24 protein-coding genes, 1 pseudogene and 1 other annotated feature are annotated in these 24,414 nt (G+C 54.8%); of the genes and pseudogenes, 14 read left to right on the top strand and 11 right to left on the bottom strand.

The features are described 5' to 3' along the window. Positions 1-149: 149 nt before the first annotated feature. Entirely contained in the window at positions 150-770 is a 621-nt protein-coding gene (locus tag HB631_RS16675; protein ID WP_213992301.1) for an L-threonylcarbamoyladenylate synthase, read from the bottom strand. Between the two features lie 63 nt (positions 771-833). Then, positions 834-1,727, bottom strand: a complete 894-nt coding sequence (locus HB631_RS16670; protein ID WP_275955694.1) for a PHP domain-containing protein — start codon at positions 1,725-1,727, stop codon at positions 834-836. A gap of 219 nt (positions 1,728-1,946) precedes the next feature. Beyond that, positions 1,947-2,050 (top strand) — a sequence feature (Trp leader region). 25 nt (positions 2,051-2,075) lie between these two features. Here HB631_RS16670 and HB631_RS16665 point away from each other — a divergent pair. The 6 genes and pseudogenes from HB631_RS16665 (at position 2,076) to HB631_RS16635 (ending at position 9,105) form a co-directional block, all read left to right on the top strand. Further along, positions 2,076-3,638: an anthranilate synthase component 1 gene (locus HB631_RS16665; RefSeq protein WP_213992300.1), complete on the top strand. Its 1,563-nt coding sequence runs from the start codon at positions 2,076-2,078 to the stop codon at positions 3,636-3,638. Next, positions 3,638-5,231 (top strand): annotated as a pseudogene (trpD, locus tag HB631_RS27085) (bifunctional anthranilate synthase glutamate amidotransferase component TrpG/anthranilate phosphoribosyltransferase TrpD). Before HB631_RS16665 ends, trpD begins: the two are co-directional and overlap by 1 nt. Positions 5,232-5,234: 3 nt before the next feature. Further along, a complete protein-coding gene (gene trpCF, locus HB631_RS16650; protein WP_213992297.1) occupies positions 5,235-6,593 on the top strand; it encodes a bifunctional indole-3-glycerol-phosphate synthase TrpC/phosphoribosylanthranilate isomerase TrpF in 1,359 nt (452 codons plus the stop codon). A gap of 33 nt (positions 6,594-6,626) precedes the next feature. Further along, positions 6,627-7,817: a tryptophan synthase subunit beta gene (trpB, locus tag HB631_RS16645; protein WP_213992296.1), complete on the top strand. Its 1,191-nt coding sequence runs from the start codon at positions 6,627-6,629 to the stop codon at positions 7,815-7,817. Then, positions 7,817-8,623 (top strand): tryptophan synthase subunit alpha, encoded by an 807-nt coding sequence (trpA, locus tag HB631_RS16640; protein WP_213992295.1) that lies wholly within the window; start codon positions 7,817-7,819, stop codon positions 8,621-8,623. Before trpB ends, trpA begins: the two co-directional genes overlap by 1 nt. A gap of 167 nt (positions 8,624-8,790) precedes the next feature. Next, entirely contained in the window at positions 8,791-9,105 is a 315-nt protein-coding gene (locus tag HB631_RS16635) for a BON domain-containing protein (protein WP_213992294.1), read from the top strand. A 273-nt stretch (positions 9,106-9,378) separates the two neighbouring features. Here the strand turns inward: HB631_RS16635 and ompW are convergent, their stop codons facing one another. After that, a complete protein-coding gene (ompW, locus tag HB631_RS16630) occupies positions 9,379-10,014 on the bottom strand; it encodes an outer membrane protein OmpW (RefSeq protein WP_213992293.1) in 636 nt (211 codons plus the stop codon). A gap of 268 nt (positions 10,015-10,282) precedes the next feature. On the opposite strand from ompW, the gene HB631_RS16625 reads away from it, so the two are divergent. Genes HB631_RS16625 through yciA form a run of 4 tightly spaced genes read left to right on the top strand, consistent with a single transcriptional unit; the run spans position 10,283 to position 12,559 of the window. Then, positions 10,283-10,690: a YkgJ family cysteine cluster protein gene (locus HB631_RS16625; RefSeq protein WP_213992292.1), complete on the top strand. Its 408-nt coding sequence runs from the start codon at positions 10,283-10,285 to the stop codon at positions 10,688-10,690. A gap of 47 nt (positions 10,691-10,737) precedes the next feature. Then, positions 10,738-11,493: a YciC family protein gene (locus tag HB631_RS16620; RefSeq protein WP_213992291.1), complete on the top strand. Its 756-nt coding sequence runs from the start codon at positions 10,738-10,740 to the stop codon at positions 11,491-11,493. 39 nt (positions 11,494-11,532) lie between these two features. Continuing rightward, positions 11,533-12,078 (top strand): septation protein A, encoded by a 546-nt coding sequence (locus HB631_RS16615; protein WP_213992290.1) that lies wholly within the window; start codon positions 11,533-11,535, stop codon positions 12,076-12,078. A gap of 55 nt (positions 12,079-12,133) precedes the next feature. Then, entirely contained in the window at positions 12,134-12,559 is a 426-nt protein-coding gene (gene yciA, locus HB631_RS16610; RefSeq protein WP_213992289.1) for an acyl-CoA thioester hydrolase YciA, read from the top strand. An 85-nt stretch (positions 12,560-12,644) separates the two neighbouring features. Here yciA and HB631_RS16605 read toward each other — a convergent pair whose 3' ends face one another. Beyond that, the gene (locus HB631_RS16605; protein WP_213992288.1) at positions 12,645-13,388 is read right to left on the bottom strand and encodes a TonB family protein; all 744 of its coding nucleotides are present in this window, start codon (positions 13,386-13,388) and stop codon (positions 12,645-12,647) included. Between the two features lie 215 nt (positions 13,389-13,603). Here HB631_RS16605 and HB631_RS16600 point away from each other — a divergent pair, with 215 nt between their 5' ends. Beyond that, positions 13,604-13,900: a YciI family protein gene (locus HB631_RS16600; protein ID WP_213992417.1), complete on the top strand. Its 297-nt coding sequence runs from the start codon at positions 13,604-13,606 to the stop codon at positions 13,898-13,900. 738 nt (positions 13,901-14,638) lie between these two features. After that, positions 14,639-14,863, top strand: coding sequence for a hypothetical protein (locus tag HB631_RS16595; RefSeq protein WP_213992287.1), 225 nt, complete (start codon positions 14,639-14,641; stop codon positions 14,861-14,863). 103 nt (positions 14,864-14,966) lie between these two features. Here the strand turns inward: HB631_RS16595 and HB631_RS16590 are convergent, their stop codons facing one another. Then, complete coding sequence (locus HB631_RS16590; protein ID WP_132921387.1) at positions 14,967-15,143, bottom strand: YciY family protein; 177 nt, start codon at positions 15,141-15,143, stop codon at positions 14,967-14,969. A gap of 194 nt (positions 15,144-15,337) precedes the next feature. Here HB631_RS16590 and cls point away from each other — a divergent pair, with 194 nt between their 5' ends. After that, positions 15,338-16,798, top strand: coding sequence for a cardiolipin synthase (gene cls, locus HB631_RS16585; RefSeq protein WP_213992286.1), 1,461 nt, complete (start codon positions 15,338-15,340; stop codon positions 16,796-16,798). Between the two features lie 36 nt (positions 16,799-16,834). Beyond that, entirely contained in the window at positions 16,835-17,158 is a 324-nt protein-coding gene (locus HB631_RS16580) for an HI1450 family dsDNA-mimic protein (RefSeq protein ID WP_213992285.1), read from the top strand. A gap of 347 nt (positions 17,159-17,505) precedes the next feature. On the opposite strand, the gene oppF is transcribed toward HB631_RS16580, so the two are convergent. The 6 genes from oppF to HB631_RS16550 form a co-directional block, all read right to left on the bottom strand. Continuing rightward, positions 17,506-18,522: a murein tripeptide/oligopeptide ABC transporter ATP binding protein OppF gene (gene oppF, locus HB631_RS16575; RefSeq protein ID WP_213992284.1), complete on the bottom strand. Its 1,017-nt coding sequence runs from the start codon at positions 18,520-18,522 to the stop codon at positions 17,506-17,508. Then, positions 18,519-19,544, bottom strand: coding sequence for an ABC transporter ATP-binding protein (locus tag HB631_RS16570; RefSeq protein WP_213992283.1), 1,026 nt, complete (start codon positions 19,542-19,544; stop codon positions 18,519-18,521). Before HB631_RS16570 ends, oppF begins: the two co-directional genes overlap by 4 nt. Before the next feature lie 11 nt (positions 19,545-19,555). Further along, positions 19,556-20,464, bottom strand: coding sequence for an oligopeptide ABC transporter permease OppC (oppC, locus tag HB631_RS16565; protein ID WP_213992282.1), 909 nt, complete (start codon positions 20,462-20,464; stop codon positions 19,556-19,558). A gap of 16 nt (positions 20,465-20,480) precedes the next feature. Next, positions 20,481-21,401: an oligopeptide ABC transporter permease OppB gene (oppB, locus tag HB631_RS16560; RefSeq protein ID WP_213992281.1), complete on the bottom strand. Its 921-nt coding sequence runs from the start codon at positions 21,399-21,401 to the stop codon at positions 20,481-20,483. Positions 21,402-21,501: 100 nt separating this feature from the next. Beyond that, complete coding sequence (gene oppA / locus HB631_RS16555) at positions 21,502-23,139, bottom strand: oligopeptide ABC transporter substrate-binding protein OppA (RefSeq protein ID WP_213992280.1); 1,638 nt, start codon at positions 23,137-23,139, stop codon at positions 21,502-21,504. Positions 23,140-23,995: 856 nt separating this feature from the next. Further along, positions 23,996-24,414 (bottom strand): hypothetical protein (locus HB631_RS16550; RefSeq protein ID WP_213992279.1); only part of this gene is annotated, 419 nt, incomplete at its 5' end.

The following is a 24,414-nucleotide window of genomic DNA, read 5'->3' as shown; positions in this document are numbered from 1 at the left end:
CACATTCATCGGAGCATGAACCAGGCGTGTTAAAGGGAGACCGTGGTGATGGGGTCGCAGCGGGCGTGGTTTTTCCGCCCGCCCGAGCGCCCCACAGCGCGGCCCGCGATCACCGAACGTGCAGCAAACGTATTAAAGGTAAACCGCCCCTATAGAAACGGCGAAATATCGCCGACACCTTCCCGCACCACGCGTGGCGTATCCTCGGTCAAATCAATAACCGTGGTGGGCTGCTGGCCCAAAAATCCGCCGTGAATCACCACATCCACCTGCTTTAGCAAATGATCCTTAATCCGCTCCGGATCGGATTCCGCAAAATCATTACCCGGCAACATCAGGGTTGTGGACATCAAGGGTTCATTCATGTTTTCCAGCAAGGCCAGGGCAATAGGATTTGACGGCACCCGCAAACCGATGGTTTTACGCTTATCGTTCATCAACCGCCGCGGGACCTCCTTGGTGGCCTTCAAAATAAACGTATATTTGCCAGGCGTATTGTTTTTCATTAAACGGAACGCCTGATTATCCACATGGGCATAGGTTGAAAGCTCGGACAGATCGCGGCACACCAAGGTAAAGTTATGATCCCTGTCCAGCTTGCGGATAAGGCAGATGCGCTCCATCGCGTTTTTATCCTCCAGACGGCAACCGAGGGCATAGCCGGAATCGGTGGGATAAACAATAACCGCGCCTTTACGCAGCAGATCCACGGTTTGATTGATTAACCGCGGCTGTGGATTCTCTGGATGAATGATAAAAAACTGACTCATTAACACTCCTTATGTCGTCTATCGGGGGTATTCCCCGGCAAACCCTGTTTATCCTTTTGAAGATCACGCCGGCGCGACGGTATGATGCGTCGGCCAGTCCCGCCATATTGGCTCCACTCCCCCCGGCAGCCAGAGCTTGCGCCCCAATTCAATCCAGGCACAGGGCATATGAAAATCCGAGCCCTGGGACCCCAGCAGCTGTCTTTCGCGGGCGTACCCGGCCAGCAGCGTCCTTTCCTGCGGCGACTGCTGGCACGAGGCAACCTCGATGCCCTCCCCGCCCGCGGCGACAAAATGATCCAGCAATCGCTTAAGCCATTTGGCGGAAAGCTGATACCGGCCCGGGTGGGCCACCACCGCCTGCCCCCCCGCCTGCCGTACGGCGCTCACGGCCTCCTCTATACTACACCACTGCGACGGCGCGTAGCCGGTATTCCCCTTGGACAGGTATTTTTTAAATACCGCCGCCAGGTTATCGGCCTTGCCGATGCTCACCAGATAGCGGGCAAAATGTCCGCGGGTAATCACCCCGTCGCAGGCAAACCCTTGAGCTCCCTCCCAGGCGCCGGTTATCCCGGCGCGCTCTAGGCGTTGGGCGATGTCCACGGCCCGCTCCCGGCGTTTCTCCCGCTGTGCGGCCAACAGCTCGGTGATGGCCGGATGCGCGATGTCGATACCCAGCCCGACAATATGAATTTCATGATTTTGCCACCGAGTGGAGATTTCCACGCCCGCTATCAGCGTCAGCGGCAGGGCCTGGCTGATAATAGCCTGGCGCGCCACCGCCACGCCTTTAAGGGTATCGTGATCGGTAATCGCCAGCACATCCACACCCATGGCAACCGCGCGTGCCACCAGCGCCTCCGGGGAGAGTAATCCGTCCGAGGCGGTAGTGTGGCTGTGCAGATCGTAAAGGGTGAACAACGATGATTTTGCACCCAGCGGTTTATCAGTCAAAAAATTACCTTCAAAATATATATCCCACAGCTTTCAAAATGACGGATATAACGCCCATAGCATATCGCTATCATAACGTTTATCGTGCATGAATCGAACACCTAAGATTATTTACCGATTTTAAGCGACGGCTGTTGACATTTCATTGCTGAACTAGTTTACTAGTACACATTGAAACCTTCCAATGAGAATCTGATGATGTTGACTATTTCGGTTATGCTTCGCTGGTGGCGCACCTCCCTGTAGCGGGCGGTGTCATCATGCGTTGCTGTCATCAGACAGAGCAAGATCCCGGAAGCCCGCCTGCAAGCGGGCTTTTTTATGGGCGAAAAACAGGAAAACCGAACAATGCAAACCATGCGACCACAGTTGGAATTATTACAGGCCACCGCCACCTACCGGGATGATCCCACCGCGATGTTCAACCATCTCTGCGGCGCGCGTCCCGCCACCTTATTGCTTGAGTCCGCCGAAATCGACAGCAAGCGCAATCTCAAAAGCTGGATGGTTCTGGACAGCGCCATGCGTATCTCCGCCCTTGACCGGCAGGTGACCATCCAGGCGCTGACCGCCAACGGCGCGGCGCTGCTGCCGCTGCTGGATGCCGCACTGCCCCCCGAGGTCCAGGTTCGCACGCACCCCAATGGCCGCGAGCTGATATTCCCGGCGGCGGAAAACCATATGGACGAGGATGCGCGCCTGCGGGCCTTGTCGGTGTTCGATTGCCTGCGTCTGCTGTTGACGCTGGTGCAGATCCCGGCGGATCGGCCGGAAGCCCTGTTTCTCGGCGGCCTGTTCGCCTACGATCTGGTGGCGGGTTTTGAAGCCCTGCCGGAGGTGCGCCAGGATCAACGCTGTCCGGATTTCTGTTTTTATCTGGCGGAGACCCTGCTGGTTCTTGATCACCAGCATCAGTCCTGCCATATTCAGGCCAGCCTGTTTTGCCCCTCCGCCGGCGAGAAACAGCGTTTACAGACCCGTCTTGAGCAATTGCAGCATCAGCTACAGCAGGTGCCGGGCGCCATTCCCCTTCAAACCATCGACAGCATGACGCTGGAATGCAACCAGAGCGATGAGGAATTTTGCCGGGTGGTGGAGAAAATGCAGCAGGCTATCCGCGAAGGGGAAATTTTCCAGGTGGTGCCGTCCCGGCGTTTTTCCCTGCCCTGCCCGTCGCCGCTGGCGGCGTACCACACCTTGAAAGAACACAATCCCAGTCCTTATATGTTCTTTATGCAGGACGATGATTTCACCGTGTTCGGCGCGTCGCCGGAAAGCTCCCTGAAATACGACGCGACCAACCGGCAAATCGAAATCTATCCCATCGCCGGTACCCGTCCCCGCGGCCGGAAGCCGGACGGTCGGCTTGATGCCGATCTCGACAGCCGCATCGAACTTGAGATGCGTTCCGATCATAAAGAGCTGGCGGAACACCTGATGCTGGTGGATCTTGCGCGCAACGATTTGGCGCGCATTTGCGAACCGGGCAGTCGTTATGTCGCCGACTTGACCAAAGTGGATCGTTACTCGTTTGTCATGCACCTGGTATCCCGGGTGGTGGGAACCCTGCGGGGGGATTTGGACGCGCTGCACGCCTACCGCGCCTGTATGAACATGGGCACCCTGAGCGGCGCGCCGAAAGTCCGCGCCATGCAGCTTATCGCCGAGGCCGAAGGCACCCGTCGCGGCAGCTACGGCGGCGCCATCGGCTATTTCACCGGCCAGGGGGTGCTGGATACCTGTATCGTTATCCGTTCCGCCTACGTGGAGGACGGCATCGCCACCGTCCAGGCCGGCGCCGGGGTGGTGCTGGATTCCGTCCCCCAGGCCGAAGCCGACGAAAGCCGCAATAAGGCCCGCGCCGTGCTGCGCGCCATTGCTACCGCACATCATGCCCGGGAGGTGTTCTGATGGCCGACATCCTGCTGCTCGATAATATCGATTCCTTTACTTACAATCTGGTGGATCAGCTGCGCGCCGCCGGGCACCGGGTCATGGTTTACCGCAACCAGTTGCCGGCGCAAACCATTATCGAGCAACTCCAGCTGATGGAAAATCCGATCCTGGTGCTCTCGCCCGGACCGGGGGCCCCATCCAATGCCGGCTGCATGCCGCAACTGCTCAAGCAGCTGCGTGGCCAGCTGCCCATCATCGGCATCTGCCTCGGGCATCAGGGCATTGTCGAAGCCTATGGCGGCCACGTGGGACAGGCGGGAGAAATCCTGCACGGCAAGGCATCGCTCATTGAACATGACGGCCTCGCCATGTTCGCCGGCATGCCGAATCCGCTGCCGGTGGCCCGCTACCACTCGCTGGTGGGCAGTGACATCCCGGCCGGACTAACGGTCAACGCCCATTTTAATCAAATGGTGATGGCGGTGCGTCACGACGCCGATCGCGTGTGCGGATTCCAGTTCCATCCCGAATCCATTTTAACCACCCAGGGTGCGCGTTTGCTGAACCAGACGCTGGACTGGGCGTTGGCTTAATTGTAAGGAAACCACCATGCAACAGATTCTAGATAAACTCTTTCGGGCCGAACGCATCAGCCGCGAGGAAAGCCAACGGCTTTTCAGCGCGATCATCCAGGGGCAACTTGAACCCGTACAGCTGGCGGCGGCGCTGATCAGCATGAAAATACGCGGCGAGCATCCCGATGAAATCGCCGGCGCCGCCAGCGCCTTACTGGCGGACGCCATGGCATTTCCTCGACCGGACTATCCGTTTGCCGATATCGTCGGCACCGGCGGCGACGGCTCCAACAGCATCAATATCTCCACCGCCAGCGCCTTTGTCGCCGCCGCCTGCGGCGCAAGAGTGGCCAAGCACGGCAACCGCAGCGTCTCCAGCCGCTCGGGTTCGTCGGATTTGCTGGCGGCCTTCGGTATCCGTCTGGATATGCCGGCGGAACAATCCCGCAAAGCGTTGGATGAACTGGGAGTCTGCTTTTTATACGCGCCGCAATATCACACCGGTTTTCGCTATGCCATGCCGGTCCGTCAGCAGTTAAAAACCCGCACGCTGTTTAACGTGCTCGGACCGCTCATCAATCCCGCCCGCCCGCCCCTGGCGCTTATCGGCGTCTACAGCCCCGAGCTGGTAGGGCCCATTGCCGAAACCCTGCGCGTACTGGGATATCAACGCGCGGCGGTGGTGCACGGCGGCGGTATGGATGAGGTGGCGCTGCACGCGCCGACTCAGGTAGCGGAACTGAACCACGGCGAGATTACCCGCTATGAGCTAACGCCTAAGGATTTCGGCTTGCAAAGCCAGCCGGTGGAGGCGCTGCTGGGCGGTTCGCCGGAAGAAAACCGTGACATTCTGGCACGGTTGTTACAAGGTAAAGGCGAGCCGGCCCATGAAGCCGCCGTCGCCGCCAATGTGGCCCTGCTGCTAAAATTGTTCGGACGGGAAGATCTTCGTGAGAATACCCGGCAGGCATTAACGGCGATCCGCGGCGGCGGCGCCTATGAACTGGTTACAGCCTTGGCGGCAAGAGGATAAAACATGCAGGATACGGTGCTGGCGAAAATCATCGCCGATAAAAAAATCTGGATCGCGGACCGCAAACAACGCCAGCCGTTGTCCGCGTTCCGTGACGAAGTGAAACCGAGCAGCCGCAGTTTTTATCACGCCCTGCAAGGCTCGCGGACGGTCTTTATACTGGAATGCAAAAAAGCCTCCCCCTCCAAGGGGCTTATCCGGGCCGATTTTGATCCGGCGGCCATCGCCGGCGTCTATAAACATTACGCGTCGGCCATCTCGGTCCTTACCGACGAGAAATATTTTCAGGGCAGCTTCGACTTCCTGCGCCAGATAAGCGACGTGGTGACGCAGCCGGTATTGTGCAAGGATTTCATCATTGATCCTTACCAGATTTACCTGGCGCGTTATCATCAGGCGGACGCCATTTTACTGATGTTGTCGGTATTGGATGACGACAGCTACCGTCAGTTGGCCGCGCTGGCCCACAGTCTGGAAATGGGCGTGCTCACCGAAGCCATCAGCGAAGAAGAGTGCCGGCGCGCCGTCGCCCTCGGCGCCAAGGTGGTAGGCATCAATAACCGCGACCTGCGGGATTTGTCCATCGATTTGAACCGGACCCGCACCCTGGCGCCGAAACTTCCCGGCGGCGTCACGGTTATCAGCGAATCCGGCATTACCGCCTACCGCCACGTGCGGGAATTGAGTCATTTCGCCAACGGCTTTCTCATCGGCAGCGCGTTGATGTCCGAACCGGATCTGGACGGCGCCGTGCGTCGGGTATTGCTGGGTGAAAACAAGGTCTGCGGACTGACCCGGCCGCAGGATGCCCGGGCCGCCTGGGATGCCGGCGCGCTCTACGGCGGGCTGATTTTTGTCCCCTCCTCGCCGCGCCGGGTGGATATCGAACGCGCCCGGACGGTTATCGACGCTGCGCCCCTGCGCTATGTGGGGGTATTTCGCGATGCCGATATCAATGAGGTGGTGGAGACCGCCGCCGCGCTGGGGCTCTATGCCGTTCAGTTGCACGGCAACGAGGACCAGAATTATATCACCGCCCTGCGCGGCCGCCTGCCCGCCGCCTGCCGGATTTGGAAAGCGTTGGACATGCGGGAGCACAACCCCGTCAGGGAATTCACCGACGTCGATCGCTACCTGCTGGACAACGGCGGCGGCAGCGGTCAACGGTTCGACTGGTCGCTGCTGGCGGGACAAACGTTGGACAACGTAATGCTGGCGGGAGGGCTGGCGGCGGATAACTGCGTCGCCGCCGCGCAGCTGGGCTGTGTGGGACTGGATTTTAACTCCGGTGTCGAAAGCGCGCCCGGACTCAAGGATCATCATAAACTGGCCACGGTATTTCAGACGCTACGCGCCTATTAATCCCCGGTCCGTATCAATAAAGAGACATAAAGCATGACATTACTTAATCCCTATTTTGGCGAATTCGGCGGCATGTACGTGCCGCAAATTCTGGTACCGGCACTTCTGCAATTGGAAGAAGCCTTTGTCAGCGCCCAAAGCGACCCGGTATTCCAGGCTGAGTTCAACGACCTGCTCACCAACTATGCCGGCCGGCCGACGCCGCTGACTCTGTGCCGCAACCTCACCGCCGGCACCAAAACCAAACTCTATCTCAAACGGGAAGACCTGCTGCACGGCGGCGCCCATAAAACCAACCAGGTTCTGGGACAGGCTTTGCTGGCCAAGCGGATGGGCAAAACCGAAATCATCGCTGAAACCGGCGCCGGTCAGCATGGGGTGGCCTCCGCCCTGGCCTCGGCGCTGCTGGGTCTGAAATGCCGGATTTACATGGGCGCCAAGGATATCGAACGCCAGTCTCCGAACGTTTTCCGCATGCGGCTGATGGGAGCGGAAGTGATTCCGGTGTACAGCGGCTCGTCAACCCTCAAGGATGCCTGTAACGAAGCCCTGCGCGATTGGTCCGGCACTTATGAAAACGCCCATTACATGCTGGGGACCGCCGCCGGCCCGCACCCTTACCCCACCATTGTGCGTGAATTCCAGCGCATGATTGGCGAAGAGACCAAGCAGCAAATGCGTGAGCGGGAACACTGCCTGCCGGATGCGGTATTGGCCTGCGTCGGCGGCGGTTCCAACGCCATCGGCATGTTCGCCGATTTTATCGATGAACCCTCGGTACGACTCATCGGCGTTGAACCGGGCGGCCTGGGCATTGAAACCGGACAGCACGGCGCTTCTCTCAAGCATGGCCGGCTGGGCATCTACTTCGGCATGAAATCGCCGATGATGCAGTCGTCAGACGGGCAAATCGAAGAATCCTATTCTATTTCCGCCGGTCTGGATTTCCCCTCGGTGGGGCCGCAACATGCCTACCTCAACAGCATCGGCCGGGCGGAATATGTCTCCATTACCGACGACGAAGCGCTGGACGCGTTCAAAGAGCTGTCCCGCCATGAAGGGATCATCCCGGCGCTTGAATCGTCCCACGCCCTGGCCCATGCGCTGAAGATGATCAAAGCGGAGCCGGATAAAGAGCAGATCCTGGTAGTAAACCTTTCAGGGCGCGGCGATAAGGACATTTTCACCGTTCATGATATTTTGAAAGCGCGAGGAGAAATCTAATGGAACGCTATGAGCAGTTATTCGCCGCGCTGCAAAGCCGCAACGAGGGCGCTTTTGTACCCTTCGTCACCCTCGGCGATCCCGATCCCCGCCAGTCTCTGAGCATTATCGATACGCTGATTGAAGCCGGCGCCGACGCGCTTGAGCTGGGCATTCCCTTCTCCGACCCTCTGGCGGACGGCCCCACCATCCAGAACGCCAATTTGAGGGCATTTACCGCCGGCGTTACGCCGGACCAGTGCTTCGATATGCTGGCGGAAATCCGACGCAAATATGCCGACATTCCCATCGGCCTGCTGATGTATGCCAATCTGGTGTTCAACAAAGGCATCGACACCTTTTATGCCCGCTGCGAGCAGGCAGGCGTCGATTCGGTGCTGGTGGCGGATGTACCGCTGGAAGAGAGCCTGCCGTTTCGCACCGCCGCCATGCGCCATGGCGTGGCGCCGATTTTCATCTGCCCGCCCAACGCCGACGCGAGCCTGCTGCGTGAAATCGCCTCCCACGGCCGCGCCTATACTTACCTGCTGTCCCGCGCCGGCGTCACCGGCAGCGAAAACCGCGGCCATGTACCCCTTGAACATCTGGTGAATACTCTTAAAGAGTATCATGCCGCCCCGGCGCTGCAGGGTTTCGGCATCGCCGAACCCGCGCAGGTGCGGGAAGCTCTGGCGGCGGGCGCCGCGGGGGCGATATCCGGCTCGGCCATCGTGAAAATCATCGAACGCAATACCGGCAATACCCCGGCCATGCTCGATGAACTGAGCACCTTTGTGCGGGAAATGAAAGCGGCCACCCGCGGCTGAAGTTGAAAAACCTCATTTTATACGCTAAATAATTCGAGTTGCAGGAAGGCGGCGACGCACCTGCAACTTGAAGTATGACGGGTATATCGGTAATACTCTGATGGCCGCGTAGAGATACCGGCCCTAAAATCGGCAATAAAACGGACAAAAATACCGAGGAGCGAAAAATGAGAAATCTGAAAATCCTTGCAGCCGTTGCCCTTAGCGCAATATTGGCGACTTCAGTCATTGGCTGCGCCCCTACCCCGAAATCCGAAAGCACCGGGGGCTACATCGACGACACGGTGATAACCACCAAGGTGAAATCGGAACTGCTGCGCGATGACGAAGTCGCTTCCCGCAACATCCACGTTGATACCTATGAAGGTCGCGTGCAGTTAAGCGGTTTCGCCGGCTCATCGCGGGAAGCCAGCCGCGCCGTAACCATTGCCCGCGGCGTTCCGGGGGTAAGAGAAGTGGAAAATCACATCAGTATAAAATAAGGGATAAGAGGCGCGGCCGCGCCTCTTGAACTTACTCATCCGAAGCGCATTTGCAACTGCCGAACACCATGCAGACATTACCGAACAGTGGGAGAGCGCCCCACCGCGCGGCAGGCGCGCGATCATCAATCGTGCAACGAACCTGTTAAAGGGAGACCGTGCCAATGGGGTCGAAGCAGGCGTGGTTTTTCCGCCTGCCCGAGCGCCCCATGGCTCGGTAGGCCCGCGATCTCCGATCGTGCAACGAGCCTGTTAAAGTGAGACCGTGCCCGGCTAGAACCGATAACCCACCGCGAACATAAATACCCACGGATTGATATCGGTATGGATAGACTGCTGCTGGTCGCCGGCCTTGAACCGAACGTCGGTATCGATATCCATATACCATACCGACATATTCAACAGCCACTTGTCATTCAGGTTGTAATCCAGCCCCGCCTGACCGGCGATACCCCAGGAATCCTTAAGGCTCAGATCGCTCAGCCCCGCGTCGCGGCCGGTTTGATTGAATTTCTCATCGAAAAAGGTGGTGTAATTGACGCCGACGCCGATATACGGCCGTAATTTATCCCGCGCCTCGCCGAAATAGTACTGTGCCATCAAACTGGGGGGCAATTGTTTTACCGTGGCGATATCTCCGGTGCTGTTCAGTCCCACCTTATGGCGAAACGGCGTCGCCGCCAGCAGCTCGACCCCGATATTGTCGGTAGCCATATAGGTAAATGTCAGTCCGAGCTGGGTATTGTTATCAATATTGAATCCTCCCAGTCCCAGCACATTATCAGAACTTTCCGTCGGCCGAACCGTAGCGGAGCCGGCCCGGATAAAAAAGTCCCCCGCCTGATGAGCCGATACCGCCGTAGAAAACAGAATCCCCATTAATGCCGCGCCAATCACTGTTCTTTTCATGCCTCTCTCCTTGTTAATATTTTGCTTTTAAGTCGCAAAATTGATCCACATGACAAAAAACACTATGCCACGGCAGCGGGTCCGTTTGCGTTGAAGCTTATTTAACTAGTTTTATATCAATTCGTTAATGTATCGCGGATTGATCCACATCAATCCAAAGTGATTGTTTATAAAAAAAGCGACATTAGAGAAATTCCATTGATTTCCCGGCGTACGATGGGTAATTTCATTTCAGGTTTGAAACCGAGGGCGTGGGCGTATAAACACCATGAGCGAAAGTGACAATCCTTGCATGAGTTGCGGCGCATGCTGCGCCTGGTTTCGCGTGTCCTTTTACTGGGCGGAGGGGGATGACGGCGGCGGCATCGTTCCCCATGACCTCACCGAACCCCTGACGCCCTTCCTGCGATGCATGGCGGGCACCAATGACAAAAGACCGCGCTGCCGCGCGCTGACCGGCGAGGTGGGCCGTTCGGTACACTGCTCGATTTACGCCGCCAGACCGTCCCCCTGCCGGGAATTTATCAGGAACGGCGAACAAGGCCTGTCCAATGATGCCTGCGATCGCGCCAGGGCTGCCTACGGGTTGCCGCCACTGACGACAGAAGCGCCGGTTCGGCCCGCGGCACACGAAACGCGCTCGGATGCGGCCGCGGGGTGTCAACGGTCGGATTAACAGGTAGAATACCGGCCTTAATCAGAATGTTTCGCCAAGGAGTCGTCATGCCAATTATGGCAAGTACCTTATACCGTGATATGTTGAATTTCACCCGCAATCAATTCGTCAGTATTGTGCTGCTGGCACTGCTGACGGCGCTGATAAGCGTCTCACTCGGTCACGCTTTATCACCGAATACCGAGCAATTGCTGGTTCTCAACGGTGAAGGTACCGGAGCTACGGATACGGCCAATATGAGTTTGCAGGAATTGGTGCAGCAAATGACGCCGGAACAGCAACGGGTACTACTCAGGGCCTCCGCCGCCGGCACCTTTGCCGGCTTGGTGGGCAATGTCATACTGGCCGGTGCGTTATTAACCATGATCCGGCTGGTATCCGATCGGCAGCCCACCAGCGTGCTCCGGGCGGTGGGTCTGTCCGCGCCGATTCTCCCCCGTCTGTTATTATTAATCTTTATCACCACGTTATTGGTGCAATTGGGACTCTTGCTAGTGGTGGTACCGGGCATCCTGGTGGCCATCGCCCTCAGCCTGGCGCCGGTGATTGCCGCCAGTGAGAATCTCGGGGTCTTCAAGTCCATGCGCCTGAGTAGTAAACTAGCCTTTGCCAACCTCCGACTGATTACGCCCGCGGTGCTGGTCTGGCTGCTGGCCAAGGCGGCGGTATTGGTTCTGGCGGCGCAATTTACCCAGGTATCATCCCTGGTTGCGGCAGTGCTGCTTAATGGATTGAGTAATATCATCTCTGCCTTGTTGCTTATTTATCTGTACCGTCTGTACATGCTGTTGCGTCAGGCATAACGCGCAGCCAGACTCATTTTCATCAACACGGATTTATCTATGAAGCAGTTTCTCGATTTTCTGCCGTTAGTGGTTTTTTTTGTCGTTTATAAACTGTATGACATTTATGTCGCGTCCGGGGCGCTTATTGCCGCTTCGGCACTGGTATTGGCTTTTACCTGGATTAGATACCGCAAGGTTGAAAAAATGACCCTGCTGACGTTTATCCTGGTGGCCATTTTCGGCTCGTTGACCCTGTATTATCACAATGCCGAGTTTATCAAATGGAAGGTGACGGTCATTTACAGCCTGTTCGCCATCGCGCTGCTGGTGAGCCAGTTCATCATGGGAAAACCTCTGATACAGCGCATGCTTGGCAAGGAAATGACGCTGCCTCCGCAGGTATGGAATAATTTGAACGTGGCGTGGGCGCTGTTTTTTATCGCCTGCGGCGCGGCGAATATTTATATCGCCTTCTGGCTGCCGCAAAATGTCTGGGTTAACTTCAAGGTGTTCGGCCTGACCGGTCTCACGCTGCTGTTTACCCTGCTGAGCGGCGTTTATGTCTATCGTCATATGACGGAAGACCAAAAAAACCCCCATTAATGTCTTAAAGACGGTCTGCATTCTGCGGGCCGCTTTTTTAATAGCGGAAAGCACGATGAGCGAAAAACCGGTTTTACCCAGCGGCGAGCTGGTGCTGCGGACATTGGCGATGCCCGCCGATACGAATGCCAATGGTGATATTTTCGGCGGCTGGCTAATGTCGCAAATGGATATGGGCGGCGCCATTCTGGCGAAAGAAATCGCCGAAGGCCGCGTGGTGACGGTAAAAGTGGACGGCATGACCTTCTTGAAACCGGTGGCGGTGGGGGATGTCATCTGTTGTTATGCCCGCTGCACCAAGACCGGCACCAGTTCGCTGAACATTAATGTGGAAGTGTGGGTGAAAAAGGTTTCGTCCGAACCCATCGGCCAGCGCTATCGCGCCACCGCGGCGGCATTTACCTACGTGGCGGTGGATGCGGAAGGCAAGGCCCGCCCCCTGCCGGACGGCAAGCGTCACTTCCTACCCGACGAAGCCTGACCCGCATAGACCCCGAAGCCCGACAAGCGGGCTTCCGCCTTAATCCTGATAAGCCATCGACGGTCCGGGCTTTGTCGCCTGGAGCTTAGTGGTCATGGCTCCTGACGCCCGTGAGTTCGAATACAATACTCATATTGACATTTTTGCCGGGCTTACCGCTTTGATAACGCCATCTGCGTGTCACTTCACGAATATCCCGCTCGAACATATTGGGGGGCGTGGCGGAAATAATGCGCAGATTTTCCACCTGTCCATCCGCATTTACATCAAACTGAATCTGCACCCGGCCCTCAATCCCCAGCGCCCTGGCGCGATCGGGATAGTCGGGGTCCGGCCGGCTCAAGGCTACCGGCCCGGTGTCGGCTTTGGCAGCGGAGACCGCCGGCGCGGAGGCCTGTGGGGGCGCTGGCAGTAAAGGGGTATCCCTGGGCGGAGCGTCCGTCCGTGCCTGCTCTATCGGAACGGGTTCCTTGTGAGGCCGGGGCTTCGCTTCTTTTTTGATCACCGGTCTGGGTTTCGGTTTGGGTTTGGGCAACTGAACCGGTGCCGGCGGTTCCACCACGGGTTCGGGCTTCGGTTCAGGTTCAGGGGCCGGCTTCGGTGACTCCACCGGCTGGGGCGGTACGGGCGGCGGCGGGGCCGGCGCGGCAACAGGTTGAGGCGCGGGGGCCACCAGCGTGACGCTCATCGGTTGTTCCACAGCGATGGACGGCGATATCCGATTGATGGAAGCGTAGAGTAAACCCGCCACCAGAGAGGTATGCAGCCCTACGGACACAACATACGGCCACATAAATCGACGAGTGGTTTTCAAAATATTTAACGCCATCTCAACTAAAGTTTCCTATAAGGCGAAGTTTAAATGCAAATGACAATCATATTCAATAACTCATATCAACGTCTTGTGGGATTAACTTAAAAAAAACCCTTTTTAGCCCGTCGTAGCGGCGAATTCTCCCCATCTACATTTTTTCATTGCGCTCATGACCCTGATGTCATAACGTGAATCACTTTGTGAATACCAATTCGTTGGGAGTATTAATCGTGCTCTATGTTATTTATGCTGAAGATGTCGCCGATTCCCTGGAAAAACGTCTGTCCGTCCGACCCACTCACGTGGCGCGCTTGCAATTATTGCGTGACCAGGGCCGATTACTGACCGCGGGCGCGCTGCCGGCAATAGACAGTAACGATCCGGGCGCCGCCGGTTTCAGCGGTTCCATTATAATAGCCGAATTCGACGCGCTGGAGATGGCGCAAGCCTGGGCTGATGCCGATCCTTACGTTGCCGCCGGCGTCTACAAAACCGTGTCGGTAAAACCCTACCGGAAAACCTTCTGAAAGCAGACCGTACAGATCCCTGAATTACCCTGCGGGAGCGTTAAACCCGTCATACTTCAAGTTGCAGGTGCGTTGGCTCTCCTCGCTCACCCAGTCACTTACACGAGTAAGTTCCTGGGATTCGCTGCGTTGCCGCCTTCCTGCAACTCGAGTTATTTAGGGTATGTCATGGCGCCCTCCCGTTGTATTAATGACTATTCACCATTCTAGCCATTAAAATCATTACCTAAACTTAACTATTACGTAAAAAAAACACCTTAGACGAAACATAATTCGCCGATTTTCAGCAGGTAAAAAAAGAGAAAACCAGTTTATATGTCTGCGAAATGACCATCGCCATGCCATTCATAGCAGGATATTGAATAGAAAGGGTATTTCTTTCCGTCATGACGCTGAATAATGAATTAGCCCTCGCATTTGATATTACTTAATTAATATTAATAATTAGATCTGCATTTCAATTATAGAGCCGTTAAATATTTTCTTTTATCCGCTAAAAAATAAAAAATCCGCTCGATGACAAATGACTAAGATAATCATTTAGGAATTTTCCTAGTACAAAAAATAAACAACCACGAATCAGTGCGTTGACCCCGCCTTTAGCATGATCAACTGAAAAAAACCATATGCCTTAGCGGCTTACGATTTGTTGATAATGCAAATATCGAATACCTTGTAATAGCTGTACTCCCCTTGAGTTTCAAACCCTAGGAGGTAAATATGTCCAGGAAAATCTTAGTGGCAGTACTCGTGTTGTATGCCGCCGGCACCGCTACCGCAATGGCGGCAGGGGCGGCGGGAACGGCCGATGTGGCGACGCAAAGCGCTTCCGGACCCGCAACGACCGCCGACGCCGGGATTATCTCCGGCTCGGTAGCGGCGGTAGCATCGGCCAGCGATCCGGAGGGAGGAACCGGTACGTCGACATCCACTTCCACATCCACCACCACCTCAACGCAGTAATTAGCCTAGAAACGTTATGGACGACTTTATTAGATGAAAGGATCTCAATTACCACAAACCGGCTTAACGCCGGTTTTTTTTATCAGTCTCCCGCCCGGACCTGCTATAGTCCGCTGGTCATGGAAAAAAGCAGCGAGCGGCGCTGCTTTTTAAGTTGGAGATGCCCCAAACGGGTCAGATGGCGATAAGTGCGGGATTGTGCTTCCACCCACTGGCTCCGACGTCGCTGCGCTTGCCTTAACATGCGCCAACGGCTGACTTCATTTCTGCTTCTTTTCATGCACGAACCGGCTCTACCGACCTCTGCCTAAGATGATTGAGAGCCGCCATTATAATCTTTTCCGGCGGTTAGCCAAGCCGCTGAAACGCCGGCGGGGAGGAGAAACGGCATAACCCGGTTAAAAGAATTTCCTCTTTACGCCCCTTATGCGTACACTCAGATTTCAAGCATTGCGAACAGGATTTTTCGCCTTTATGACAACTCTTTATAATGTAATCAATTGGCTACTGGTGTTCGGCTACTGGTTACTAGTAGCGGGTGTCACCCTGCGGGTATTGATGAAACGCCGGGCAGTTCCGTCCGCAATGGCCTGGCTGCTGGTGATATATATTCTGCCCCTGGTGGGCATTATTACGTATTTATTATTTGGCGAACTGAATCTCGGCAAACGCCGCGCCGAACGCGCCAAGGCTATGTGGCCCTCTACGGCTAAATGGATACAAGACCTCAAACAGTGTAAACGGATTTTTGCCACTGAGAACAGTGAAGTGGCGCAATCGCTGTTTCGGTTATGCGAACTGCGCCAGGGCATGGGCGGCCTTAAAGGCAATCAACTGCAGCTGCTGACCGGTACCGACGACACGCTGAAAGCCTTGATCAAGGATATCGGGCTGGCCCAAAACAATATCGAGATGGTGTTTTATATATGGCAAGCCGGCGGTCTGGTGGATCAGGTGGCGGAGGCCTTGATGGCGGCGGCCCGGCGCGGCGTCAGTTGCCGGGTAATGCTGGATTCCGCCGGCAGCGTGAAGTTCTTTCGCAGCCCCTATCCGGCCATGATGCGCCAGGCGGGCGTCAATGTGGTGGAAACCCTGCACGTGAGCATTATGCGGGTGTTCCTGCGCCGAATGGATCTACGCCAGCACCGGAAGATGATCCTTATCGACAATTACATTTCCTATACCGGCAGCATGAACATGGTGGATCCGCGGTTTTTCAAGCAGGACGCGGGGGTCGGGCAATGGATCGATCTTATGGCCAGGATGGAAGGACCTGTGACCACCGCTATGGGCATCATCTACTCCTGCGACTGGGAAATTGAAACCGGTAAACGGGTGTTGCCGCCGCCGCCGGACGTGAATATCATGCCGTTCGAACAGGCCACCGGCCATACCATTCAGGTTATCGCTTCCGGCCCGGGCTTTCCCGACGGGGTCATCCATCAGGCGCTGCTGACGTCCATCTATGCCTCGCGCCAACAGCTTATCATGACCACGCCCTACCTGGTGCCCAGCGACGATCTGCTGCATGCCATTTGCACCGCCGCGCAACGTGGCGTCGATGTGCATATCGTGGTGCCCCGTTATAATGACTCGATGCTGGTGGGCTGGGCCAGCCGCGCTTTTTTTGACGAGTTGCTTGAGGCGGGGGTGAATATTCATCAATTTGAAGGCGGGCTGTTGCATACTAAAAGCGTGCTGGTTGACGGGCAGTTAAGCCTGGTGGGCACGGTAAATCTGGATATGCGCAGTTTATGGCTGAATTTTGAAATCACCCTGGTGATTGACGATGACGATTTCGGCAGCGATCTGGCGCGGGTACAGGAGGATTATATCGCCCGCTCCCGCTTGATAGATCCGGTAAAATGGGCACAGCGACCTTACTGGCAGCGGATTATCGAGCGTCTGTTCTACTTTTTCAGTCCGCTGCTGTAACTTGGCCGGCGGCGACGAAACACTAAGGGACACAGCATGGATTTGGATAATCGCCTGACGGATGACGAGGTCATCGAGCAGGCATACGATATTTTTCTCGAGCTGGCGACGGACAATCTTGACCCGGCGGACGTACTGCTGTTCAACCTGCAGTTTGAGCAGCGCGGGGCGGCGGAATTATTCGATCCCTCCGAGCAATGGCACGAGCAGGTGGATTTTGACCTGAATCCGGACTTTTTCGCCGAGGTGATCATAGGACTGGCGGAACAGGACGGTATGCCGGTCAACGATGTTTTCGCCCGCATGCTGCTGTGCCGCGATCGTTCTGAAAAGATTTGCCATATTATCTGGAAAGAGTAGCGGGCTGATAGCCCGCTCAGACTGCCAACAAACGGGCTCGGAGTGAATAAGGAGGGACAGGATGATAGAGGAGTAAACCGTCCGCGCCATGGCCGGCGCGGATCGAGCCCCCAGGGATGGGTTTACGGCGTGTTTACGATCTAGCATCCTGTCCCGACCGGGCACGGTTCAAGGTTTGGTGTTGGCGGGCCTAGCGTGCCAAGAGGCGCTCCGGCGGGCAGAAAAACCATGCCCGCTTCGACCTCACTGGCGCGCTCTCCCTTTAACACGCGCTCGCTTTAACACCCGATCGCTTTAGCACTCTCGAATTTTTGCACGCCCGTTGTGCGTTTCGGTGATAACAAGCCCTACTCCCCCAGCTGGCTGGCATCCACCTTGATGCAGGAACAGGCGTGGCGGAAACTTCCCTGCAGTATCGGCCGGGTGACGGCGCACGCTTCGCCGGCAATAGGGCAGCGGGTGCGGAACACGCAGCCCGAGGGCGGGTTGATGGGGGAAGGCAAATCCCCTTCCAGCAGCTGAATCTTTTTATTGCGTTCCTTATCGGGATCCGGGATCGGCACCGCCGACATCAGCGCCTTGGTATAAGGATGCTGCGGATTATTGTAGACCTGGTCATAGGTTCCCAGCTCCACAGCATGACCCAGATACATCACCAGCACCCGGTCGGAGATATGCTTTACCACCGCCAGATCGTGGGCGATAAAAATCAGCGACAGCCCCATTTCACGCTGCAGCTGCTGCAATAAATTCACCACCTGCGCCTGGATGGAGACATCCAGCGCCGAAACCGGCTCGTCGCAAATCACCAGCTTCGGCTCCAGGATCAGGGCACGGGCGATACCGATCCGCTGGCATTGGCCGCCGGAAAATTCGTGGGGATAACGATTGATGAGATTGGGCAGCAAGCCCACTTTCATCATCATGTTCCGCACCTTATCCTTCACTTCCTGGCGCGGCATCTTGGGATGATACGTATGCAAGGGCTCGGCGATAATCTCGCCGATGGTCATCCGCGGGTTGAGTGAAGCCAGGGGGTCCTGGAAAATCATCTGAATATTACTGCGGGTTTCGCGCCATTGAGCATTGGTCAGGTCCTGCAACTCTTTACCGAGCCAGGCGATACGGCCGCTGGTGGATTTGACCAGTCCGATCAACGCCCGAGCAAAGGTGGATTTGCCGCAGCCGGACTCCCCCACCACCCCCAGGGTTTCCCCTTCATACAGACGCAGCGACACGCCGTCCACCGCCTTGAGGTGTTTAACCGGCTGCCAAAACCACTGTTTATCCCCCTTCACGTCGAAATACACTTTCAGGTTATCGACGTCCAGGATCACTTTTCTATTTTCGTCCAAGGCATTCATACCAGCTCCTCCGCGGGTTTGTAACAGGCACGGATACGGTCATCGCCAAAACGTTCCAGGGGCGGCATGGTTGAGCAGATATCCATGGCAAAGGGGCAACGGGGCTGAAAGGGGCACCCTTTCGGCAAACGCAGCAGGTTGGGAGGATTCCCGGGTATGGTGACCATCATTGCGGAGCCATCCGCATCCAGACGCGGCACCGCCGCCAGCAGGCCGATGGAATAGGGATGGCTCGGCCGGTAAAAAATATCCGCTGCCCTGCCATACTCCATGGTGCGGCCGGCATACATCACCAGCACACGATCGCAAATGCCGGCCACCACCCCCAAATCATGGGTGATCATGATGATAGCGGTGTTGAATTCACGCTTGAGATCGTTAAGCAGCGTCATTATCTGCGCTTGCACCGTCACATCCAGGGCAGTGGTGGGCTCATCGGCGATCAGCAGCTTGGGACGGCACATCAGTGCCATGGCGATCATCACCCGCTGGCGCATCCCACCGGAAAACTCGTGAGGATACATGCGCATCCGTTTACGGGCCTCGGGCATTTTCACCGCGTCCAGCATGCGCACCGATTCTTCAAAGGCCTCGTGTTTACCGATCTTTTTATGCAAGACCAGGACTTCCGTCAGTTGCTCCCCCACCCGCATATAGGGATTGAGCGAAGTCATGGGGTCCTGAAAAATCATGGAGATTTCTTCGGCGCGCAGCTTATTAAGCTGTTTCTCCGGTAGATTGAGAATTTCACGCCCGTTGAAAGCGGCGGAACCGGCGATACGTCCGTTGGCGGCCAGCAATCCCATCAGGGCAAACGCGGTTTGCGATTTGCCCGAACCGGATTCCCCCACGATACCCAGGGTTTCCCCGGCGCGCAGGGAAAAGTTGAGATCGTTCACCGCGGTAACATCCCCATCGGAGGTGGCGAAGGTCACCCTTAAATCCCGCACGTCCAGCAATGCCGGCTCTTTCGCCCCCGCCGCAAGGCCATAGGCCGGCGAGGAATTATCGATAATGCTCATCACGGCACTCCTTAACGATCTTTCGGGTCGAGGGCATCACGCAAACCATCGCCGATAAAATTAAAACAAAACAGGGTAATCACCAGGAACAGCGCGGGAAACAGCAGCAGCCAGGGCGAAACTTCCATGGAATTGGCGCCGTCGCTGAGCAGTGCCCCCCAACTGCTCAAAGGTTCCTGCGTGCCGAGCCCGAGGAAGCTGAGGAAAGACTCGAACAGGATCATGCTGGGCACCAATAACGAGGCGTATACCACCACCACCCCAAGCACATTGGGCACGATATGACGCAAAATAATATTGCGGGCGGACACGCCGCTGACCACCGCCGCCTCGATAAATTCCTTGCGCTTGAGGCTCAGTGTCTGGCCGCGCACGATACGCGCCATATCCAGCCACGACACCATGCCGATGGCGATAAAAATAAGAAAGATATTCTGGCCGAAGAACGTCACCAGCAGGATCACGAAAAACATAAACGGGAAGGAGTTGAGTATTTCCAGCAGACGCATCATTATCGAGTCGATTTTGCCGCCGAGATAGCCCGACATGGCGCCATAGAGCGTCCCCAGCACCACGGCCACCAAGGCGGCCGCGATGCCCACCATCAGTGAAATCCGTCCGCCGATGGCCACCCGCACCAATAAATCCCGGCCCGATGAATCGGTGCCGAAGTAATGCGCCGACTCAAGACTCGGCGCGCTCGACATCATGCCCCAGTCGGTATCGTCATAGGTAAACTGCGACAATGACGGCGCCAGGGCGACAAATAAAATAATGCACAGCAATACGATAAGACTGGTCAATGCCGCTTTATTATGTATAAAGCGCCGGCGGGCATCCTGCCATAGGCTGCGCCCTTCCACTTCCAGTGCTTCGCTGAATTTCTCCAGAGCCTCGCTGTTTTTATTACTTACCATCATAAGGCGTGCTCCAGCGTCAATAACGTATTTTAGGATCGATGACCGCGTACAACACATCGACAATGGCGTTAAACAGGATGGTCAGGGTTCCCACCAGAATGGTGAGACTCAGTACCAGCGAATAGTCGCGATTCAACGCGCCGTTGACGAACAGTTGGCCAATGCCGGGCAGTCCATAGATGGTTTCAATGACCATGGAACCGGTGATAATACCGACAAACGCCGGTCCCATATAAGAAATAACCGGCAACAGGGCCGGTTTCAAAGCATGACTGAGGATGATGCGCCGCATGGGCAGGCCTTTGGCCCGGGCGGTACGAATAAAGTTGGAATGCAACACTTCGATCATCGAACCGCGGGTGATACGGGCGATACTGGCGATATAGGCCAGGGACAGCGCGATCATCGGCAGCAGCATAAATCTGGGTTGACCGCCGTTCCAGCCGCCCCCCGGCAGCCATTTCAGCGTAATGGCGAAAATCAGCACCAGCAACGGCGCCACCACAAAGCTGGGAATAACCACCCCGGTCATGGCGAACCCCATGGTCAGATAATCCCACTTGGTATTTTGCCGCAGCGCCGCCATCACCCCGGCAAACACCCCCAGCACCATGGCCACCACAAAGGCCGCCAGACCCAGCTTGGCCGAAACCGGAAACGAACCGGCAACCAGGTCGTTAACGGAATAGTCCTTATATTTGAAGGAAGGACCAAAATCACCATGGGCCAATTGCAGTAAATAGTCGCCATATTGCTTCATGATGGGATCGTTAAGATGGTATCTGGCTTCTATATTGGCCATGACTTCCGGCGGCAGGCTGCGTTCGCCGGTAAACGGGCTGCCCGGCGCCAACCGCATCATAAAGAATGAAATAGTGATCAAAATAAACAGCGTCGGGATCGCTTCCAGAAACCGGCGAATAATAAACTTTAACATTACTAATACCTATAACATACATTTTCAGGCGGTTCGGACTGAACAGGAAAAACAAGGCAAGGCTTATCCAGCCCTGCCCTGTTAACAGCCAAAACCGTTCTTAATGTTTGATAATATAAAGATCTTTCACATAAACATTATCCAGCGGATCTTTACCGGTATAACCGCCGACATAAGGTTTCACCAGGCGGGCGTTCACATAATAATACACCGGCACAACAGCGGAATCTTTGTCCAACTGCTGTTCGGCCTGCTGATAAATCGCGCTACGTTCGTTTTCAGACTTAGCCGTTACCGCACTGGCAATCAGCTTATCAAATGCCGGACTTGAATAATGCGCGGTATTGCTCGAACCGTTGGTCAACATAATATTCAGGAAACTGGTGGGCTCATTATAGTCAGCGCACCATCCGGCGCGGGAGACATCAAAGGTACCCTGATGGCGGGTTTCCAGGAAGGTTTTCCATTCCTGGTTTTCCAATTTTACATCAACACCGATGTTTTTCTTCCAGATGGAGGCAACGGCAATGGCCAATTTCTTGTGCAAATCGGAAGTATTGTATAACAGATCAAAGGTAAGCGGTTTGTCTTTGGTGTAACCGGCTTCCGCCAGCAGCTTGCGAGCTTCCGCATTGCGTTTTTCCTGCGACCAGCTAAACCATGCGGGCGGCGTCAACTTGGCGCCGTCGGTATACGGAGGGGTAAAGCCAAATGCCGGCAGGTCACCCTGAGCCTTGACCTTATTAACGATAATATCACGATCCAGGCCTAATTTCAGCGCGGTACGAACACGCACATCGGTGAACGGCGCTTTTTGGTTATTAATTTCATAATAATAAGTGCAGAGATAGGGATCCACATGCACTTCATTGGGAATGTCATGTTTCAATTTCTGGAACAATTCGATAGGCAAATTGTTATAGGACATGTCGGATTCACCGGCACGATAGCGGTTAACGTCGGTCACTTCCGAGGATATCGGCAGATAGGTAACCTGGTTGATAACCGTTTTGCTGTTATTCCAATATTGCGGATTGCGCTCCAACACTATGCGCTCATTGACTACCCAGTCTTTTAACTTATACGCACCGTTGCCGACCCAGTTAGCCGGTTGGGTCCATTTATCACCGAATTTTTCCACCACTTTTTGCGGAACCGGCGACATGGACGGATGGGTCAATAATTTGGGGAAATAAGGCACCGGCTCGCTGAGATCGACTTCCAGCGTATTGGCGTCAACGGCTTTTACACCCAGAGTGTCGGGTTTCATTTTACCGCTGATGATATCGTCAATATTCACGATATGGGCATACTGCGGATAACTCTCATACGGAGACGCCGTTTTAGGATCCGCCAAACGTTGCCAGCTATAAACAAAATCCTGCGCCGTCACCGGTGAACCGTCGGACCACTTGGCGTCTTTACGCAAATGGAAGATCCAGACCTTGGAATCCTTGGTTTCCCAACTTTCCGCCACACCCGGCTGCGGATGGCCTTGCAGATCGCTAATGACCAAGCCTTCCAGCAGATCGCGATTGACATTGGCTTCCGGCACCCCTTCAATTTTATGGGGATCCAGGGATTGCAGTTCGGCGCCGTTTCCACGTACCAGTTCCTGCTTGTCGCTCAAGGTGACGCCGGCGGGTACCACCGCCGCGAAAGAAGTACCTACGGACACCACTCCCAAGGCAGCAATAATACATGCCGCCAGCAGAGTTCTTTTCGTGATGTTGGTCATTATTAATGCACTCCAGTTTTTTATTATTGCATGACGCGTTCTAAGCAGTCTGCAGATTCCCGATAAACGGGTATGAGCACTTCCCGGCCATTTGCGGTGAACGAAACCGCAAGGTAAAGAAGTGATATTCCTTATTCATTGAATCTATATAGGAAACAAGCCGGCTTAAGGCCGGTAAAAAATTTGATATGGCGGAACGCAGATTCGGAAAGAAGTTATTTGCTATCATAATCAAATCAAGAAATGTCGACCTTGCTTCAAAAAAACATAATCGAATAATCGATTGTTACAATAAAATACATCAGGGCAATTAATGACCTGGAAAGAGAATAAATCCCTAATGATTCATGTATTAACACTAATAACATCTGTACCGCATCGTGACAAGTGGCTTTGAGAGATAGTCTAAAAAAAAATCGCCCCGCTTTCAGCGCTGAATGATATCCTTCTGAATAAATGGAGTTTTTACTCAGTTTATCAAACTAATAGAACTGTTGTGTATTAAATAATCTATGCCGCATTAGGGTGCGACTTATCACTATTGGGGCAGGGTTTGCCCTGATGTGAGGCGGGTAAAAAGCGGAAAGCGTGCCCTAGCGCTGTCGTTAAGCATCATTTATCTGTACAGTTGTTTTGTTTCGTTCAGCCACGGATTGCGCCGTGGGAACATATGGATTGATGAGTTGCCGCCTTGGCTCCGAGTCTATGCCTACACCGTTTTTTCCACCGCTATACTTTCTGACATTATTCATATTGTGCCAGTGCTTTATTACCCGTAACCTAGTACCAGGTAAAATTATTGCTTTTATTTGCAAATGGAATGTTAATGGTATGCAGATTACATTGGCACGGCATTTCATCCCTTAACGAGATGGTAGGATAGTTGTAACCTTTGCTTCAAATTGTCGCTGCTGAAAGGAGTCAGCATCAATAAAATGTGATTTACATCACAATTAATGACCTCAATACTCTTTATTATTTCCATAGACAATATAGCGATGAGCCCAAGGATCCAGGTAGCTTGAAAAAAAATTGATGGAAACTTCCTATCGCTAACTGATTGAACAAACTCGTTAAGTAAATAGCCCTTTGTGCCACTGCCTATCTGTCTTTGTGCAGATAAACTAACCTTAATCTCCGGGTCTTGAGTAACGACAGGGAATGGCTTTTTACTTAAAGAGTTTAACAATTTAACCGAAATTTTAACATTTATTAGGAGAGCACTATGGCTGTTACTAATGTCGCTGAACTGAATACCTTGATGGAAAAGGTTAA

The organism is Sodalis sp. dw_96 (assembly GCF_018449575.1).
Taxonomy (GTDB): Bacteria; Pseudomonadota; Gammaproteobacteria; order Enterobacterales; family Enterobacteriaceae; genus Acerihabitans.
This window is presented reverse-complemented; position numbering and strand designations above follow the sequence as displayed.

What these genes read in the sequence shown, in the direction of transcription:
- ompW (WP_213992293.1), bottom strand. Translation starts at nt 10,014, where the DNA reads ATGAAAAGAACAGTGATTGGCGCGGCATTAATGGGGATTCTGTTTTCT.
- trpA (WP_213992295.1), top strand. Translation starts at nt 7,817, where the DNA reads ATGGAACGCTATGAGCAGTTATTCGCCGCGCTGCAAAGCCGCAACGAG.
- HB631_RS16675 (WP_213992301.1), bottom strand. Translation starts at nt 770, where the DNA reads ATGAGTCAGTTTTTTATCATTCATCCAGAGAATCCACAGCCGCGGTTA.
- HB631_RS16665 (WP_213992300.1), top strand. Translation starts at nt 2,076, where the DNA reads ATGCAAACCATGCGACCACAGTTGGAATTATTACAGGCCACCGCCACC.
- HB631_RS16615 (WP_213992290.1), top strand. Translation starts at nt 11,533, where the DNA reads ATGAAGCAGTTTCTCGATTTTCTGCCGTTAGTGGTTTTTTTTGTCGTT.
- HB631_RS16620 (WP_213992291.1), top strand. Translation starts at nt 10,738, where the DNA reads ATGCCAATTATGGCAAGTACCTTATACCGTGATATGTTGAATTTCACC.
- HB631_RS16605 (WP_213992288.1), bottom strand. Translation starts at nt 13,388, where the DNA reads ATGGCGTTAAATATTTTGAAAACCACTCGTCGATTTATGTGGCCGTAT.
- oppF (WP_213992284.1), bottom strand. Translation starts at nt 18,522, where the DNA reads ATGAATGCCTTGGACGAAAATAGAAAAGTGATCCTGGACGTCGATAAC.
- oppC (WP_213992282.1), bottom strand. Translation starts at nt 20,464, where the DNA reads ATGATGGTAAGTAATAAAAACAGCGAGGCTCTGGAGAAATTCAGCGAA.
- HB631_RS16625 (WP_213992292.1), top strand. Translation starts at nt 10,283, where the DNA reads ATGAGCGAAAGTGACAATCCTTGCATGAGTTGCGGCGCATGCTGCGCC.
- trpB (WP_213992296.1), top strand. Translation starts at nt 6,627, where the DNA reads ATGACATTACTTAATCCCTATTTTGGCGAATTCGGCGGCATGTACGTG.
- yciA (WP_213992289.1), top strand. Translation starts at nt 12,134, where the DNA reads ATGAGCGAAAAACCGGTTTTACCCAGCGGCGAGCTGGTGCTGCGGACA.
- oppA (WP_213992280.1), bottom strand. Translation starts at nt 23,139, where the DNA reads ATGACCAACATCACGAAAAGAACTCTGCTGGCGGCATGTATTATTGCT.
- HB631_RS16635 (WP_213992294.1), top strand. Translation starts at nt 8,791, where the DNA reads ATGAGAAATCTGAAAATCCTTGCAGCCGTTGCCCTTAGCGCAATATTG.
- trpCF (WP_213992297.1), top strand. Translation starts at nt 5,235, where the DNA reads ATGCAGGATACGGTGCTGGCGAAAATCATCGCCGATAAAAAAATCTGG.
- oppB (WP_213992281.1), bottom strand. Translation starts at nt 21,401, where the DNA reads ATGTTAAAGTTTATTATTCGCCGGTTTCTGGAAGCGATCCCGACGCTG.
- cls (WP_213992286.1), top strand. Translation starts at nt 15,338, where the DNA reads ATGACAACTCTTTATAATGTAATCAATTGGCTACTGGTGTTCGGCTAC.
- HB631_RS16570 (WP_213992283.1), bottom strand. Translation starts at nt 19,544, where the DNA reads ATGAGCATTATCGATAATTCCTCGCCGGCCTATGGCCTTGCGGCGGGG.
- HB631_RS16580 (WP_213992285.1), top strand. Translation starts at nt 16,835, where the DNA reads ATGGATTTGGATAATCGCCTGACGGATGACGAGGTCATCGAGCAGGCA.
- HB631_RS16590 (WP_132921387.1), bottom strand. Translation starts at nt 15,143, where the DNA reads ATGAAAAGAAGCAGAAATGAAGTCAGCCGTTGGCGCATGTTAAGGCAA.